At 46.3% G+C, this 14,755-nt stretch carries 16 protein-coding genes and 1 pseudogene; 12 read left to right on the forward strand and 5 right to left on the reverse strand.

Annotated features, from left to right (window positions below; all coding sequences use genetic code 11):
- The 3 genes and pseudogenes from ABDW16_RS14680 to ABDW16_RS14690 form a co-directional block, all read left to right on the forward strand.
- Positions 1–234 (forward strand): annotated as a pseudogene (locus ABDW16_RS14680) (hypothetical protein); the annotation flags it as partial.
- A 15-nt stretch (positions 235–249) separates the two neighbouring features.
- Positions 250–1,350: a TlpA disulfide reductase family protein gene (locus tag ABDW16_RS14685; protein ID WP_343670674.1), complete on the forward strand. Its 1,101-nt coding sequence runs from the start codon at positions 250–252 to the stop codon at positions 1,348–1,350.
- Positions 1,351–1,606: 256 nt separating this feature from the next.
- A complete protein-coding gene (locus tag ABDW16_RS14690) occupies positions 1,607–2,218 on the forward strand; it encodes a hypothetical protein (protein ID WP_343670675.1) in 612 nt (203 codons plus the stop codon).
- Positions 2,219–2,465: 247 nt separating this feature from the next.
- Here ABDW16_RS14690 and ABDW16_RS14695 read toward each other — a convergent pair whose 3' ends face one another.
- Together ABDW16_RS14695 and ABDW16_RS14700 are read right to left on the reverse strand one after the other, a co-directional pair.
- Positions 2,466–2,825: a hypothetical protein gene (locus tag ABDW16_RS14695; RefSeq protein ID WP_343670676.1), complete on the reverse strand. Its 360-nt coding sequence runs from the start codon at positions 2,823–2,825 to the stop codon at positions 2,466–2,468.
- Positions 2,826–3,059: 234 nt separating this feature from the next.
- Complete coding sequence (locus ABDW16_RS14700; protein WP_343670677.1) at positions 3,060–4,205, reverse strand: PAS domain-containing sensor histidine kinase; 1,146 nt, start codon at positions 4,203–4,205, stop codon at positions 3,060–3,062.
- Positions 4,206–4,429: 224 nt separating this feature from the next.
- Between ABDW16_RS14700 and ABDW16_RS14705 the strand changes: the two genes are divergently transcribed.
- The gene (locus ABDW16_RS14705; protein WP_343670678.1) at positions 4,430–4,594 is read left to right on the forward strand and encodes a DUF1328 family protein; all 165 of its coding nucleotides are present in this window, start codon (positions 4,430–4,432) and stop codon (positions 4,592–4,594) included.
- Positions 4,595–4,642: 48 nt separating this feature from the next.
- Here ABDW16_RS14705 and ABDW16_RS14710 read toward each other — a convergent pair whose 3' ends face one another.
- Positions 4,643–5,242, reverse strand: coding sequence for a hypothetical protein (locus tag ABDW16_RS14710; RefSeq protein WP_343670679.1), 600 nt, complete (start codon positions 5,240–5,242; stop codon positions 4,643–4,645).
- 228 nt (positions 5,243–5,470) lie between these two features.
- Between ABDW16_RS14710 and ABDW16_RS14715 the strand changes: the two genes are divergently transcribed.
- From ABDW16_RS14715 to ABDW16_RS14745, 7 genes are all read left to right on the forward strand, one after another.
- Positions 5,471–6,187, forward strand: a complete 717-nt coding sequence (locus ABDW16_RS14715) for a pirin family protein (RefSeq protein ID WP_343670681.1) — start codon at positions 5,471–5,473, stop codon at positions 6,185–6,187.
- A 63-nt stretch (positions 6,188–6,250) separates the two neighbouring features.
- Positions 6,251–6,826, forward strand: a complete 576-nt coding sequence (locus ABDW16_RS14720; RefSeq protein ID WP_343670682.1) for a nitroreductase family protein — start codon at positions 6,251–6,253, stop codon at positions 6,824–6,826.
- Between the two features lie 11 nt (positions 6,827–6,837).
- Positions 6,838–7,149: a hypothetical protein gene (locus ABDW16_RS14725; RefSeq protein WP_343670683.1), complete on the forward strand. Its 312-nt coding sequence runs from the start codon at positions 6,838–6,840 to the stop codon at positions 7,147–7,149.
- 3 nt (positions 7,150–7,152) lie between these two features.
- Positions 7,153–8,001 carry a pirin family protein gene (locus ABDW16_RS14730; RefSeq protein ID WP_343670684.1) on the forward strand — a complete coding sequence of 283 codons (849 nt, stop codon included), beginning with the start codon at positions 7,153–7,155 and terminating at the stop codon, positions 7,999–8,001.
- Between the two features lie 121 nt (positions 8,002–8,122).
- On the forward strand, positions 8,123–9,058 hold the full coding sequence (locus ABDW16_RS14735; RefSeq protein ID WP_343670685.1) for a ring-cleaving dioxygenase: 936 nt from the start codon (positions 8,123–8,125) through the stop codon (positions 9,056–9,058).
- A gap of 5 nt (positions 9,059–9,063) precedes the next feature.
- Complete coding sequence (locus tag ABDW16_RS14740) at positions 9,064–9,366, forward strand: GNAT family N-acetyltransferase (protein WP_343670686.1); 303 nt, start codon at positions 9,064–9,066, stop codon at positions 9,364–9,366.
- A gap of 45 nt (positions 9,367–9,411) precedes the next feature.
- Positions 9,412–10,032 carry a dienelactone hydrolase family protein gene (locus ABDW16_RS14745; protein ID WP_343670687.1) on the forward strand — a complete coding sequence of 207 codons (621 nt, stop codon included), beginning with the start codon at positions 9,412–9,414 and terminating at the stop codon, positions 10,030–10,032.
- Positions 10,033–10,035: 3 nt separating this feature from the next.
- Here ABDW16_RS14745 and ABDW16_RS14750 read toward each other — a convergent pair whose 3' ends face one another.
- Positions 10,036–10,617: a Crp/Fnr family transcriptional regulator gene (locus ABDW16_RS14750; RefSeq protein WP_343670688.1), complete on the reverse strand. Its 582-nt coding sequence runs from the start codon at positions 10,615–10,617 to the stop codon at positions 10,036–10,038.
- Between the two features lie 9 nt (positions 10,618–10,626).
- On the reverse strand, positions 10,627–11,703 hold the full coding sequence (locus ABDW16_RS14755) for a helix-turn-helix domain-containing protein (RefSeq protein WP_343670689.1): 1,077 nt from the start codon (positions 11,701–11,703) through the stop codon (positions 10,627–10,629).
- Positions 11,704–11,899: 196 nt separating this feature from the next.
- Here ABDW16_RS14755 and ABDW16_RS14760 point away from each other — a divergent pair, with 196 nt between their 5' ends.
- On the forward strand, positions 11,900–14,755 hold the full coding sequence (locus ABDW16_RS14760) for a TonB-dependent receptor (RefSeq protein WP_343670690.1): 2,856 nt from the start codon (positions 11,900–11,902) through the stop codon (positions 14,753–14,755).

Raw genomic sequence — 14,755 nt, forward strand, 5'->3', positions numbered from 1 at the left:
GGGGCAGCTTGGGAAACAGCGTCATCGCTGCCTCGATGCCTTGCAGGTTGGCCGGGTTGTGCAGCGGCGCCAGCGGCGCGGCACAGATGGTTCGATGTAAAAAGAAGCGGGAAAGCAGATGCCATCTTTGGTGCAGTAAAGACCGGCTGGGTTGCTACTGATATCCTTTTCCCACTTCCGCTCACTGATATTCAGCGTGATCCGAATTTAACTCAAAACGAAGGTTATAACTAAAAAACACCCACTATCATGAGATTATTATTAGCACTGTTGCTCTTTCCTGCATTTGTTTTTGCCCAGAAAGGCGATTACAAATTAGAAGGCAAAATGACCAACTGGAAAGGAACTGACAGCCTCACCTATGCTTTTGACAGCAAGCGTGATACCATTGTGGTACACGATGGTAAATTTTCCCTCAAATTTAACCTGGAACAACCAACGCTCATGTACATCCGGAAGCTCGACTACGCGCATGAAAAACAAACGCCGGATGTAACCAAGTTGTATTTAGAGAAAGGCACTGTAATGATCACCGGTACAGATTCCTTAAAATATGCGAAAATAAAAGGGGGGCCTGTGAATACGGTGTATGAAGAGCGGTCGAATGTGGTCATTCCTTTGAACAAGCATATGATGGAGTTGCGACTGGCGATTGAAAAATATCCCAAAGGCCCGCAGCGCGACTCATTTGCAAAGACGGTAAAAGACGATTATGTAGCTACGCAGGATTCAATCATCGCTTATTTACTGAGTTTTGTAAAGGCACATTCGCATTCTTTTATTGCTTTGCAAACGATTAGTGAAATGAGTGGACCAGCGGTGGATTATCAAAAATACAATCCCCTGTATGTAGCGCTGGATGAGCCATTGAAGAAAACGCCTTTAGGTAAAGCCTTTGGTGAAAGACTGGCCATAGCCCGTAACCTGGCTCCGGGAGCCAAGGCGCCGGCATTTACTTCTACAGATTTAAAAGGAGATAGTCTGGCTTTGTACACGGTATTAAAGCAAGGCAAGGTAACCCTGGTAGATTTCTGGGCCAGCTGGTGCGGACCTTGTCGTGCAGAGAACCCGAATGTGGTGAAGGCTTACAATACCTATCATGAGAAAGGGTTTAATATTCTCAGTGTATCGCTGGATGACAAGCATGAAAAATGGGAAGCGGCGATTGCAAAGGATGGCATGCCCTGGTATCATGTAAGTAGTTTGAAAGGCTGGCAGGAGCCGGTGGCATTATTGTATGATATTCATGCGGTACCTGATAACCTGCTGCTCGACAGCAATGGAAAAGTGATTGCGAGAGGATTGAGGGGTGCAGCGCTGGCAGAGAAGCTGGCAGGTTTGTTGAAATAAAGAGAGTTAGCAAAACAGCCGGGATAGGAGTATCCCGGCTTACTACGTAAACCTATAACTGTTACATACACTTGTTGTTACACTAAATTGATATAAAGTTGCCTTATCCTTACTGAACCTGCAAGCAGAATCCTGTGAAACGGACAAATCGGCTGCTGAAGTAGAAAAATCCCCTTACGAACATCACCCTCATTCTTGACGGCTATCATGTAAAAACACTCACGTCGGTAATACCTTTGTTAAAACCAGTTATACTATGGAAAAGATTCTCTTTGTAACCGACGCACAGCAACTCAGCAACAAAGCAATGGATTTTGCCGGTTTTATCTGTCAGTTATCTAAATCAAAACTGACAGGAGTTTTCCTGCAAAATAGTGCTGCCGGCGGTTTTAAAAAGGCATGTGATGCAAGGAGTATAGTAGGCGCTTTGCACCCTGATACGGCTATTACAAGTGCCGGTGTGGTAGCAGAAAGCCGTTTTGCAGACCTGGTGTTGCTACAACCTGATGGAATTGCGCTGCATGGTGCAGCATGTCCTGTTGTGGTAATGCCCTCACATTTTGAAGGATTAGACCAGCTTGTATTCATCTATGATGGTGAACCAACAAGTATTAACGCAATCAAGCAATTTACTTACCTGTTTCCGGATCTGAAAGATCTGCCGGTAAATGTGGTGTGCTTAACCGACCGGGAGGAGGAATTGGGAAATTGGTTTACCAGCCATTACAGGGATGTGGCGTTTACACATCATACACTGCCCGAGCTGAGAGAGTACCTGGGATGTAAGGAAAGGGCATTTATTGTAGTGAACAACCAGCTGCCGTCTCAAAGGATGTCCAGCCAGGCATTGTTTGTCTGCAATAACTAACACAGTCATTACCTATTACACTATACCTATGACTAAATTCTAACAACGACGACGACGAGCAATGTTAACCCAATATCCATCGTAACAAGGTGCAATCCCGATGCAGGGCTGGTCTCTAATAAAGATCAGCCCCTTTCGTTTTACAGAAAGGGGCTGGTGGTGTGTACTTACTGTTCAGCCCTTACCATGGCTGCAGGGGGGCTGACCATTTTGTGATACAGCAGGTTTGGAGAGGGTGGCTGGGTGATTAAAGCACCCCGGCTCCCATCTCGTCTTGTATTTTGAGGGTCAGGTGATCGGTGCGGGTAGTGAGCAGCCAGTTAAGGCCGCTCTTACGCAGCACCTGAACAGACAGGCCTATTTGTCTGTAAAAATCTTTCTCCAGTTCGGCTACGGTACGGTCTTCACTGATGTCGATCCAGCCGAAGCTATGGACCATACGAATATCTTCTATGGGGGTATTCAATGGCCACCGCTCATTGCGGGGGCATCCTTCTCCTGCTTCGTGCGGATGTTTAAAAAATTCCAGTCTGAGATGAGGGTATGCTTCCTGAAATTTGTCCTGGATATTTTGCAGCAGGTCTTCTTCGCTGATATAAATTTCCATGGTGCGGGTGTTTAGCTGTGATAAAAGCATAGTAATAGCTTTAATGAGTTCGTAATTTTCGTAATTGGCGTTGATCGTAAAGGGCTGGTTACTCGTCTTTAGGAGATAAAAGTAGGATGGCTGTCATTGGTCAGCAATGATAGTGGTCAGGGGGTTGGATGCTTAAGATCAGGGAAATAAAAAAACGGGCATATAGCCCGTTTGAAAAATATTTAAATTTGGCCGGTCAGGAGGCTAATTATGCGGTCTCAACGTAATCCTAAACTCCGTGCCTTTATCCAGCTCACTAAAACATTCAATCTTTCCATTCATCAACTCCGTATACTTCGCCACTATATGCAGGCCCAAACCGGTACCCTGGATATTAGACACATTCTCCCCTCTGAAAAACCGCTCAAACAAATGCTGCTGATCTTCCTCAGAGATTCCTACTCCCTGGTCTTTCACAGACAACTCCAGTTCATCGCCCACATAGGTAGTAGTCAGTTTCACCGGCTTTCCTCCCGGCGAGAACTTAATCGCATTTGAAAGCAGGTTGATCGTAATATGCTTAATTAAAACCGGGTCTAGCGTTAGAATGGTCTTACCAATATGGTCATATTCTATTACCTGTCCGGGTTTGAGCAGGCCAACGAGTTCGCTGATAATGTTTTCTATGTGCGCCCTGATGTCAAATTCAGAATAGCGGACCTGTATAGCCCCTTCTTCTATTTTGCCTACGGAAAGGAAATCGTTCAAAATGTCAGTAAGCATATTCACGGCCGATTTGATCCTTTCGATGTGCTTATATCGCTTGGGCTGCTCTTCCGTGGTCTCATATCTGGCAATCAGGAAGATTGACGAGAGGATCGTGCTCAGGGGTGTACGGAACTCATGCGAGGCCATGGTGACAAAGCGCGACTTCAGTTCGTTCAGGCCCTTTTCCTTCTCCAGCATGTCGCTGAGCGCACGGGTACGTTCGTCTACCTTGGCTTCCAGCTCTGCATTGAGATTGATGAGTGCCTGCTCAGAGGCTTTGCGGGCAGAGATATCGCTCACAAAGGCAATGACAAAGTGACCAGCTTCAGTGTAATAGTTACCAAGACTCACTTCCACGGGGAATTCAGTACCATCCTTGCGACGGCCAAAGAGATCCAGACCGACGCCCATAGGACGATTATGGGGGTGCTTATTGAAACCCTCCCGGTGGTGAACATGCTTGTGCTGGTAACGGGTGGGCACAAGGAGTTCGATGAGCTGCCCCAGCACCTCATTTTCCTCATAGCCAAATTGGTTTAGCAGGAAAGGATTTGCCAGTATGATCCTACCCTTGTCATTTGTTACAATAATACCAATGGTGGCATTATTGAATAATACGTCGAAGCCTATTTTATTATCCATTGCTGGGGGTAAAATTACATATTTCTCGGAATTATTATGAACCAGTTGCAGTATGGGCAGGAACTAGTGCCATACCGTACTGATGGGGTTTCATTGCCTATTTTGTGGAAGTTAGGTCACACCTGCTGGCCCAAATCCCCCTATGACCCTGCTTTTCCCCTCCGGCATTATTTTAGATTTACATAGTATGACAATACATTTCCTCACTACAAAACCTTAAAGTTATGTTACGCTGGACAGTCACATTCTTAATTATCGCATTAGTCGCAGCCTTGTTCGGGTTTGGTGGTATTGCTGCCAGTGCAGCAGGCATTGCAAAGATTATCTTCTTTATATTCCTGGTGCTGCTGGTCATTTCACTGGTAATGGGCAGAAAAAGCCGGGTATAATATATATAAGACGCTTCTGCCAAAAATTGGCAGAAGCGTCTTTATTTACTAGAAGTTGAAAATGCAATTCACCCCATATACATTCGGCCTGTAGCTCGTAAGGCCTTTCATATAGGTGAACTTAATCTCCAGGTTATGACGGCGACGCTGGCCCATGCCTATACGGAACCCCGCATTACCCGTCACCCCCAGCGTACTGTAGTCCGAAGTCCTGTAATTTCCATCTGCATCATAATAATAACTGAATTCGTCCGTAGACAGGTGATAGCCATAACCGGCGCCTGCAAAGAACCCCCATTTCTTACGGCCTCTTTTCACAGCACCCGCGCCATAGTTAAAATTCAGAATAACAGGTACATCCAGCGTAAATCCAATGCTGCTGCCATCATAATAATAACCGTCATTATAATCTGAAGAATACCCCTCATTGATGCCAAAACTAATAGGAATGCCTACAGAAAAAGAGGAATTCTCCTGCTCAGCAAAAAACAAAGCCGGGGAATACGTAAATGTGAAATTGACTTTAGTATCCATGTAATCAGCATCTTCTACAGCGATACCCGCCCCAACACCATTTCTAAAATATTGAGCGAAAGACGATTGCATGCATGACAGGGCTACTACAGCCAGGAGTAAAAGTTTTTTCATTTGGGTGTAAGGTGTTGATTTAAAATATTTATGAAATTGTCCCGCCTAAATAACTGATATTCAGTAAGTCGTAAAAATAATATGCCCAGGGCAAATAATCTCAAAGCAGTCTCCACATACAGGTGTTTAGGTAAAAGGGAGCTAAAGATACCCATTTTCTTAATCCAGATTAATGGTTTACTCAGTTAAATAGTTCGATATTTGTTCCAACAAATAAAACGCGCAACAATGGCAAAAACGATACTTCATAAAGCAGCTACCCGGGGGCATGCCGCACACGGCTGGCTCAATAGTCACCATACATTTAGTTTCGCAGGTTATTACAATCCTGACCGAATGCACTTTGGCGCCCTCAGGGTATTGAACGACGATATCGTAGCCGGCGGCAGCGGTTTTGACACCCACCCGCACGACAATATGGAAATCATTAGCATACCCCTCGAAGGCGACCTGGAGCATAAGGACAACCTGGGAAACAAGATCGTGATCAAGCAGGGCGACATACAGGTGATGAGTACCGGTACCGGGGTATTCCACAGTGAATACAATGCGAATGCAGACCGGCCGGCCAAGTTCCTCCAGATCTGGGTATTTCCTAACCAGCTGAATGTAACGCCCCGGTATGACCAGATTACACCAGACCTGACACAGAAAAACCAGTTGCACCAGGTGCTGAGCCCTTATCAGGACGATGCGGGTACCTGGATTTACCAGGCAGCGTGGTTCAACATAGGTCGTTTCGATAAGGACTTTGCTACCACCTATCACATTCATCAACCAGGCAATGGTGTGTATGCATTCGTGATTAAAGGTCGCTTCAATGTGAACGGACAGGAACTGGATGCAAGAGACGGTTTTGGTATATGGGATACAGATAGTATTTCGCTGACAGCTTTAGAAAGCGATGCAGAAATATTGCTGATGGATGTACCTTTAAAACCGTAATTTATACAAATAGTAATCAGCCCCGCTAATAATGTGGGCTATAACTTTGCAAAACTCATTTATATGTCATCAGTTAAGATCGCACGGACATCACACAATGTATTGGACTTAATCAAAGAACGCTGGAGCCCCCGCTCCTATTCAGGTGCACCAGTTACGGAGGAAGAAGTACTGACCATCCTGGAAGGTGCCAGCTGGGCACCGAGTGCCAACAACTCACAACCATGGCGCTACGTATACGCATTGGCGGGTACACCTGGTTTTGATAAACTATTCGCTACACTGATGCCGGGTAACCAACCATGGGCAAAGAACGCAGCAGCACTGATAGCAGCAGTTGGCATCAAAGAACTGCCGGACCTGGAGCAGAAAAACCATTACTATGCACACGACACGGGCATGGCAAATGCATTCCTGCTGTTGCAGGCAGATAGCATGGGCATCAATGGTCACGTGATGGCAGGATTCCACAAGCAGCAATTTGCGGAAGCTTTTGGACTGCTGGCTACTGAAGAACCACTGGTAGTCATTGCACTGGGTCGCAGAGATAGTGCAGAAAAACTGGAAGAGCCTTACAAATCAAGAGAGCTGGCACCAAGAACACGTAAGCCACTGTCTGAATTTACCAAACTGGTTTAAAACATTGCACTATGACAACCGGGCATATCAACATACTCGCAATCGGGCGCAATGAGGAGATCATGACAGTGATGCAGCGATTGCTGAATGCTCCCGAAGACTGGTCCGGGCAGGCGGTGACGACAGATGAAGCGGCGTACGCAGCCCTGCAGACCACACCATACGACATCATTCTATTGTGTGCAGGCATTACTCCTGAAGAGGAGACAGCACTGAGGGAACGGTTGTCTGCCCTTGCTCCTGCTGCCATCATCACCAGGCATTATGGCGGTGGCAGCGGGTTGCTGAGGAACGAAATTTTATATCTTTTAGATAAACGATAAATTATGAAAAAGGACATTACCCATATCCTGGCAGGCAGGAGCAAAAACATCACTGCTACGCAAACGGTGCTGCAGCCCCTGCCCCACGCGGATTTTCGGTTTGCCAACCCCTTTATCGTATTGCACCATGGTGGTCCTGATGTAATTCCTAAAGGATCTGACAGCCGTATTCATCCGCATCCGCACAGGGGGTTTGCACCTGTTACATTTCAGCTACAGGGACAGGCCCATCACAAAGATAATTTTGGCAATGACCAGTTGCTGAATGCAGGAGATGCACAGTGGATGTTTGCAGGCAAAGGCATACTTCATAGCGAAGGCCCTTCGGAACAGGAACACAGGGATGGTGGTGTAGAGGAAATACTGCAATTATGGGTGAATGTGCCGGCGGCGAATAAGTGGGATGACCCGAAGTACCAGTTTGCAGAGAAGTCCTCACAGCCGATCGTATTGGACTATTTACGTTTAGTGAGTGGTAGTTTTGATGGTCAGACGGGTCCGGTGAACATTTCTTATACACCAGTGATATCAGCTGTGGGCGAGGTGCCTGCTGGCAAGCGTTTGCAATTTAAGGTAGAACCATCTTACTGGACACTGGTATATATCGCGCATGGTAGTGTGAAAGTGAATGCGGATGTAGCTGTAGCGGAACATAACTTAATCGTATTTGACAAAACAGGTGATGAATTTACCATCACTACGACTGAAGATACACAGCTGCTCTTCCTTTCCGGCGAAGTAATAGACGAACCGGTGGCAGCAAAAGATAACTTTGTAATGACGACGATGGCAGATGTAGACCAGGCCATCGAAGACTATAAAAACGGCCTGTTCGGCACCCTGAATTACTAGTCCTGGTCTTGCATTGCACCTGGATCCTGAAGGCATTGAGAAAGCCGGCCTGAATTACTAGTCCTACCCCTGTTGCCTGGCCGAAGGTTACAACTTATTCAACTTATAAAAACTGACATTTATGGAAGATAGAATCTTAGGATTGCACCACATCACTGCAATCGCGGATAACGCTAAGCGGAATCTTGACTTTTATACCAATATTCTGGGAGTACGGTTTGTAAAGAAAACCGTGAACTTCGACGATCCGGGTACTTACCATTTTTATTTTGGGAATGAAACGGGTACACCGGGTACTATTCTTACCTTCTTCCCATGGGAGGGCATTGGCAAAGGTACCACCGGTACCGGTATGGCCACTGAAATAGGGTATGCTGTACCTGAAGGTAGTCTTGAGTTCTGGGCAGCAAGGTTTAAAGAAAAAGGTGTGAAGCATGGGGAAATTGCAGAGCGCTTTGGGGAATTGTACCTCCCTTTGGAAGATCCGGACGGGTTGAAACTGAACCTGATTGTACCTAAAAATACAGATGACCGTAAGGCATGGGAAACTGCAGATGTAAAAGCAGCGCAGGCTACAAAAGGTTTTCACAATGTAACGCTGAACCTGCGTAGCATAGGGCCAACGGCTACTGTGCTCACTGAGATCTTAGGCTATCAGCCACAGGGTGTGGAAGGGAACAGGCACCGTTTTGTGACCGATGCGATTGGGAACGCGAATATTGTAGACCTGATTGAATCTCCGAAAGAAGCAGCAGGACGAAATGCAGCGGGTACTAATCACCACGTGGCTTTCCGGGTGGCAAACGATGAGATTTTGATGAAGTTCCGTGAAAAGGTGATGAAGAAAGGATTGAACATTACGCCGAAGATTGACAGGGATTATTTCTTCTCATTATACTTCAGGGAACCAGGCGGAGTGCTGTTTGAATTGGCGACAGATAACCCGGGATTCACGGTGGATGAGCCGCTGGAAGAATTAGGTCAGAATCTGAAACTGCCTGCACAGTATAGGGCGATGCGGGATGAAATTGAAAAAGTATTACCGCCGTTAAAATAAATATTATGGAAGAAGTAGTAATCAGGCTTAACCAGAAGAATCATGGTGCTTTTTACCTGATGGTAGATAATGAGCAGGCAGGGGAAATGGTGATTGGGATTGAGGGTGACGTGCTCACTGCGTACCACACGGAAATACATTATACACAGGAAGGTAAAGGGCTGGCAAAACACCTGCTGGATGGCATGGTGGCTTATGCCCGGGAGCACAAGCTGAAGGTAAGACCTTTGTGTGCGTATGTGCATGCACAGTTTAAAAGGCATCCGGAAGAGTATGCAGATATCTGGCTGCAGCAGGATGAAAAATAATGAAGGGGGGAATCCCCCCCTTTTCCAGAAAAAAAGGAGAATAACATGACGCATCAGAAAAATATAGTAACCGCAGGCGTGCCGCTGGCACAGGCAAAGAAAGCCCTGATCATGATACATGGACGTGGGGCGGGCGCACAGGACATCATTTCACTGGCTACTTACCTGAATGTAGGAGATTATGCACTCATTGCCCCACAGGCAAGCGGGCATACCTGGTACCCCTATTCATTTATGGCGCCAGTGGCACAGAATGAACCGGGATTAAGCAGTGCAATTACTGTATTGGAATCTATCGTGGCCGATGTGATTGCCGCAGGCATTCCCGCATCTAACATCTACTTTTTAGGATTTTCACAAGGCGCCTGTCTTACGCTGGAATACGTAACCCGTCACGCACAGCAATATGGTGGTGTGGTGGCTTTTACCGGTGGCTTGATTGGTGCTTCGCTGGACTTGTCTAATTACAAAGGAGACTTTGCTGGTACACCTGTCTTCATCGGCAGCAGTGATCCTGATATGCATGTACCGGTAACAAGGGTACGTGAGAGTGAAGCGATCATGCAAAAAATGGGTGCGGATATTACGGTGAAAGTATATCCGGGTATGGGGCATACTGTGAGCCAGGATGAGGTGGAGACTGCGAATGCAGTAGTGTTTAAATAAGGATTACGGCTTTCTGTACATCGTGCTCCGCACCTTACTGAGGAACTCTGGTGATACACCAATATATCGCGCTATCTGGTGTTGTGGTACCCGCTGTACGACTTGAGGGTACTTTTCAATAAAAGCCAGATAGCGCTCTTCTGCAGTCTGGGAAAAGGCTGCATAAAAGCGCTGCTGCAATACGCCCAGTGAGCGCTGTACCAGAATACGAAAGAACTTTTCAAAGGCTGGAATTACATCAAACAGGATCTTCTTATTTTCATAATTAATAACCAGCAGTTCACAGTCTTCCAGCGTTTCTATGTTCTGTGTAGAAGGCTGTTGTTCAGAAAAAGAGCTGAGATCACTTACCCACCACCCTTCTACTGCAAAGTTCAGAATCGTTTCGGTACCGCTTTTATCTACATAGTAAGTACGGATACATCCTTTCAGGATGAATGCTTCAAACTGGCAGATTTCTCCTTCCCGGAGCAGGAATTGTTTCTTCTTTACCTTTTGGAATGTTAAAAGGGAGTGAAAGATTTCCGTTTCCTCCGGGGTAAGGCGAATGTATTTTGCAACGAACTGGTCAAGTGCTTCAAACATGGGGCAAATTTAAGACACCCCGGCCAGATTACGCATATATTCAGTGGGAGTTTGGCCTGTGATCTTTTTAAAGTATTGATTGAAGCTGGATTTGGCCTTGAAGCCACAGTCGAAAGCGATAGTCAGCACATTGACAGGCAGGTTGCGACTGGTCATGAACTGTAGTTTCTCGATGGCATGACTGATCCGCCATTCATTAATAAACTGGTAGAAGGATTTTTCTGCACATGCATTGAGCGCTTCGGAAATGTGGTATTTGCTGATGCCTACGCTGGCAGCGAGCTTGTCGAGGTTGAGGTCAGCATCGGTGTATAAGCGGGTTTGGCGGAGGTATTGGTCTAGTTTCAATAGTATCTCCTGGTGGTTGGTGGCAGAGAGGGCAGTCTTGCGGGGAGAAGGGACTACCGGAATTATTGCCGGCGTTTGGAATCCCGCATACTTATACCTGATTATAATAACCGAAACAATTAATAAACAGGTATACACCAGTGCACGACAAAGAATCATCTCCCCAACCCCTGTCTTAATGAAATAACTCAGGTTCAAAAAGAAAAACGCTACCAGCTGGATTGTTATAAACAAATACGACACCCATTCTATTAACCTTCTCTCCTGCGGCCTGTTTTGCAAATGCTTTCTTGCTATTCTCCAGGCCAGCAAAGTATAATACGCCGAAAAAGTTACCGAGGTCCACGTAGTGGCATTATTATATATATTCAGCGCCGCATACCCTGCCTGCTGGCTAAAAGACAACACACAAATCACCGTCAGGTACCCCACAGCCCCGAGAATAAAAGGTAAAAACACATACCATCGCGTAGCCGGAATGAACGCCTCATTTTTTATCTTCAACGCATATAAATATAACAACGGCGCATAGCAAAATCCAATAAACGTATTCATCTGGTACCTCACATGGCCATCACTCACAAAATTGAAAATGTAAAACTTCGTTGCCAGGTGCGCAGCGATACAAAACAACAAAAGGATCAACAAACCGTCTGCCTTACTCCTCAACTTGTTCGTGAGCAGTAACAGCGAGGCAGTAAATGCCTGAAAAGTTCCTATAGCAATAACATAGATCATGCCCCACAAATGTAAAAACCCAATGTTACCCCCATATTAAATGCGTTTGGTAACAATTCCTTAACCCAAGTTAATTATTTGAATATCAATATTTGTACGTTCGTTTAGACTAAAAAACACGGCTGGCAGTACTGTTTGTTTGAGCCGGTCGAGGGAGAATATTCCAGGTCAGACTTTTGGGGAAAATTACCAATTTATGCATTTCCTTTTCAAGCAGTGCAGGCTACTAATTTTTTCGGGTATGCTCCTCCCGGCTACCCTTGCTCATGCACAAACCATCAAAGGCTCCGTCACAGGAAAGGACGGCCAACTACCCGGCGCCTCTGTACAGGCGCCAGGCGCAAAGCAGGGAACTGCCACCGACCTGAATGGAAACTTTACACTGAATACACATACCACCGGCAAGGTGAAGATTTTAATATCCTACATTGGGCATACTACCCGTGAAATAGAAATGGAGGTAAAATCCGGGATTACGGATGTAGGCAGCATCAGCCTGAACCCTACAGGCGGTAATCTGGGAGAGGTGCTGGTAAAAGGTACCATGGCGCCTTCCCAGATGAAAGCCCTCAGCATCAAGAAGAACTCCCTCGCCATCATGGACGTGATTGCTGCTGACGCCATCGGCAAACTCCCCGACCGTAACGCGGCCGAAGCTGTACAACGTGTACAAGGGGTGGCCGTATCCCGTTATCATGGCGAAGCAGATCAGGCCACGGTGCGGGGAACGCCTTTCTCCTGGACCAGCACCTTACTAAACGGAACACGATTACCAAGTTCCAGCGCTACCGGTACCCGCAATACAGTGTTGGATGTGGTACCCTCTGAAATGATCCAGTATGTACAGGTGGCCAAAGCCATCACGCCCGATATGGAAGGCGATGCCATCGGGGGCAGTATCAACTTCATTACCCGCACGGCCCCTGATAAACGCATCTTCAACATGAGTGCCGCAGGTGGTTACAATACCTTTTCACAGAATGGTACTTACAATGGTTCTGCTGTGTATGGAGACCGGTTCTTCCATGGTAAACTGGGCGTGATTGTAGCCGGTGCGATCTGGGATAGACAATGGGGTACGGATTCTTACAACGTTACTTACAATACCAGTCTGGCCACGGCTGCACAGAAAAACTCCATCAGCACCGTATTATTTAAGCGATACATGGGCCGCCGCCAGACCTATGGCGGCAATGTGGGACTGGAATATAAATTTAATACCAACCACCGGATCTTCTTCCGCGGGTTACTGGACAAATTCAATGATATCCGGCCGGTGTATGAATCTTATGTAGATTATAACAATAGTCGCTATCAATATAACTATCGTTATTCCTATTACCAGACAGCCCTGAATGGTGGCGAGTTTGGCGGTGAGCACCAGTTATCTCCAAAATTGAAAATGGATTGGAGCGTGAGCGACTATACCTGTAAATTCTTTTTGGAAACCCCGCCTACCAATGCGACCAAAGGTTTGCCCATTGCGACTTTCCGCCAGAAAATTACCAGTGGGTTCAGCAACCTTTCTGCCGATGGTAAAAGGTACTGGGGCTTTGATTCTCCTAATGGTATTGGAGGTGATCCTATGCATTTTCAATCGGGCGTAACCGACGCTACTGAGGTAATGGATGCCAGCAAACTCACTTTGCAGCAACTGGTCATTTCGCAGTTAGATACAAAGGAAGTAGATAAAACGGCACAGGCGAATTTTAAATACAATGTATCTGCCAGGGTGAACCTGAAGTTTGGTGGTAAGTTCCGTCACAAGACGCACGATACCAATTTTGGTGCCACAGCAGTGTATCTGCCAGGTGCAGCATTGGGTATTCCCGGGTCTCCGGCGTTGCTCACTTTGAGTTCTCTGAACAGAACTTCCTTTCCAAAGGCCGGTGGTTTCTTTAACAAAATGAGTGGAAATTATGACCAGTATATGGTCGATCCTATTACAAAAGAGCAGCTATTTAACCTGCTTGATCCAAACACCCTTTCTGCAAATGGGTTTAGCAATTACACTTCTGCCAGCAATGCAACCAATATCTTTAATGGTACTGAAGATGTAACCGCGGGTTATGCCATGGCAGAGATTTCTGCTACTGATAAACTGAAGATTGTAGCAGGTGTACGTAATGAATATACCGCCCTGGACCTGCATGGTTCTAAGGCAGAGAAAGATGCAACCACCGGCGCCACGACTATTTCGGCTGTGGATGTGAGTAACCATTACAATGCATTGCTGCCAATGGTGCATGTAAAATATGCCCTGAACGAACATGCGAATGTAAGAGCCGCATTTACCCGGACCTTTATCCGCGCAGACTTTACAGCATTGACACCCGGGCAGTCTATTGACAACACCGCTTCTCCCGTCACTATTACCGCAGGTAATCCTGCATTGAAACCCACCTTCTCTAATAACTATGACCTGATGGGTGAATATTATTTCAACAACATTGGCCTGGTATCAGGAGGTGTGTTTTACAAACAGATTTCGGATGTGATCTTCTCTGATAAAACCAGTACGGAAGATTATGTGATTACGCAATCTAAGAATGCAGACAATGCCCGCCTGCTGGGTTTTGAAGCGGGTATTAACAAGCGTTTTGATTTTCTGCCAGGGTTCTTTAGCGGACTGGGTGTGGAAGTAAATTATACCTACATCGATTCTAAGGTAGATATTCCACGACTGACGACTACGGGCAAAGTAACGGACAATTCGCCCCTGCCGAACCAGGCAAAAAACCTTTTCAATGCGATCCTTTTTTATGAGCGGAAAGGTGTGATGGTAAGACTGGCGGGCAATTATCGCGGTGCATCTGTAGAGACACTGGATCAGACCAATGGTAAGAATTATTACATATGGACAGATCAGAACTTTACCCTGGATGCTGCTGCCACGGTGACTCTGAGAAAAGGGTTCCGTGTATTCCTGGAATTAAATAACCTCACAAACGCTCCTATCCGGCAGTACATGGGCGATAAGCGCCGCATCTATACTGATGAGTGGTATGGCATGAAGGGGCAGGCGGGTATTCGCTGGGATATCATTAAATAA

The organism is Chitinophaga sp. (genome assembly GCF_039596135.1).
Lineage (GTDB): Bacteria > Bacteroidota > Bacteroidia > Chitinophagales > Chitinophagaceae > Chitinophaga.

What these genes read in the sequence shown, in the direction of transcription:
- ABDW16_RS14720 (WP_343670682.1), top strand. Translation starts at nt 6,251, where the DNA reads ATGTCATCAGTTAAGATCGCACGGACATCACACAATGTATTGGACTTA.
- ABDW16_RS14685 (WP_343670674.1), top strand. Translation starts at nt 250, where the DNA reads ATGAGATTATTATTAGCACTGTTGCTCTTTCCTGCATTTGTTTTTGCC.
- ABDW16_RS14700 (WP_343670677.1), bottom strand. Translation starts at nt 4,205, where the DNA reads ATGGATAATAAAATAGGCTTCGACGTATTATTCAATAATGCCACCATT.
- ABDW16_RS14725 (WP_343670683.1), top strand. Translation starts at nt 6,838, where the DNA reads ATGACAACCGGGCATATCAACATACTCGCAATCGGGCGCAATGAGGAG.
- ABDW16_RS14755 (WP_343670689.1), bottom strand. Translation starts at nt 11,703, where the DNA reads ATGATCTATGTTATTGCTATAGGAACTTTTCAGGCATTTACTGCCTCG.
- ABDW16_RS14750 (WP_343670688.1), bottom strand. Translation starts at nt 10,617, where the DNA reads ATGTTTGAAGCACTTGACCAGTTCGTTGCAAAATACATTCGCCTTACC.
- ABDW16_RS14690 (WP_343670675.1), top strand. Translation starts at nt 1,607, where the DNA reads ATGGAAAAGATTCTCTTTGTAACCGACGCACAGCAACTCAGCAACAAA.
- ABDW16_RS14705 (WP_343670678.1), top strand. Translation starts at nt 4,430, where the DNA reads ATGTTACGCTGGACAGTCACATTCTTAATTATCGCATTAGTCGCAGCC.
- ABDW16_RS14710 (WP_343670679.1), bottom strand. Translation starts at nt 5,242, where the DNA reads ATGAAAAAACTTTTACTCCTGGCTGTAGTAGCCCTGTCATGCATGCAA.
- ABDW16_RS14745 (WP_343670687.1), top strand. Translation starts at nt 9,412, where the DNA reads ATGACGCATCAGAAAAATATAGTAACCGCAGGCGTGCCGCTGGCACAG.
- ABDW16_RS14760 (WP_343670690.1), top strand. Translation starts at nt 11,900, where the DNA reads ATGCATTTCCTTTTCAAGCAGTGCAGGCTACTAATTTTTTCGGGTATG.
- ABDW16_RS14730 (WP_343670684.1), top strand. Translation starts at nt 7,153, where the DNA reads ATGAAAAAGGACATTACCCATATCCTGGCAGGCAGGAGCAAAAACATC.
- ABDW16_RS14695 (WP_343670676.1), bottom strand. Translation starts at nt 2,825, where the DNA reads ATGGAAATTTATATCAGCGAAGAAGACCTGCTGCAAAATATCCAGGAC.
- ABDW16_RS14735 (WP_343670685.1), top strand. Translation starts at nt 8,123, where the DNA reads ATGGAAGATAGAATCTTAGGATTGCACCACATCACTGCAATCGCGGAT.
- ABDW16_RS14715 (WP_343670681.1), top strand. Translation starts at nt 5,471, where the DNA reads ATGGCAAAAACGATACTTCATAAAGCAGCTACCCGGGGGCATGCCGCA.
- ABDW16_RS14740 (WP_343670686.1), top strand. Translation starts at nt 9,064, where the DNA reads ATGGAAGAAGTAGTAATCAGGCTTAACCAGAAGAATCATGGTGCTTTT.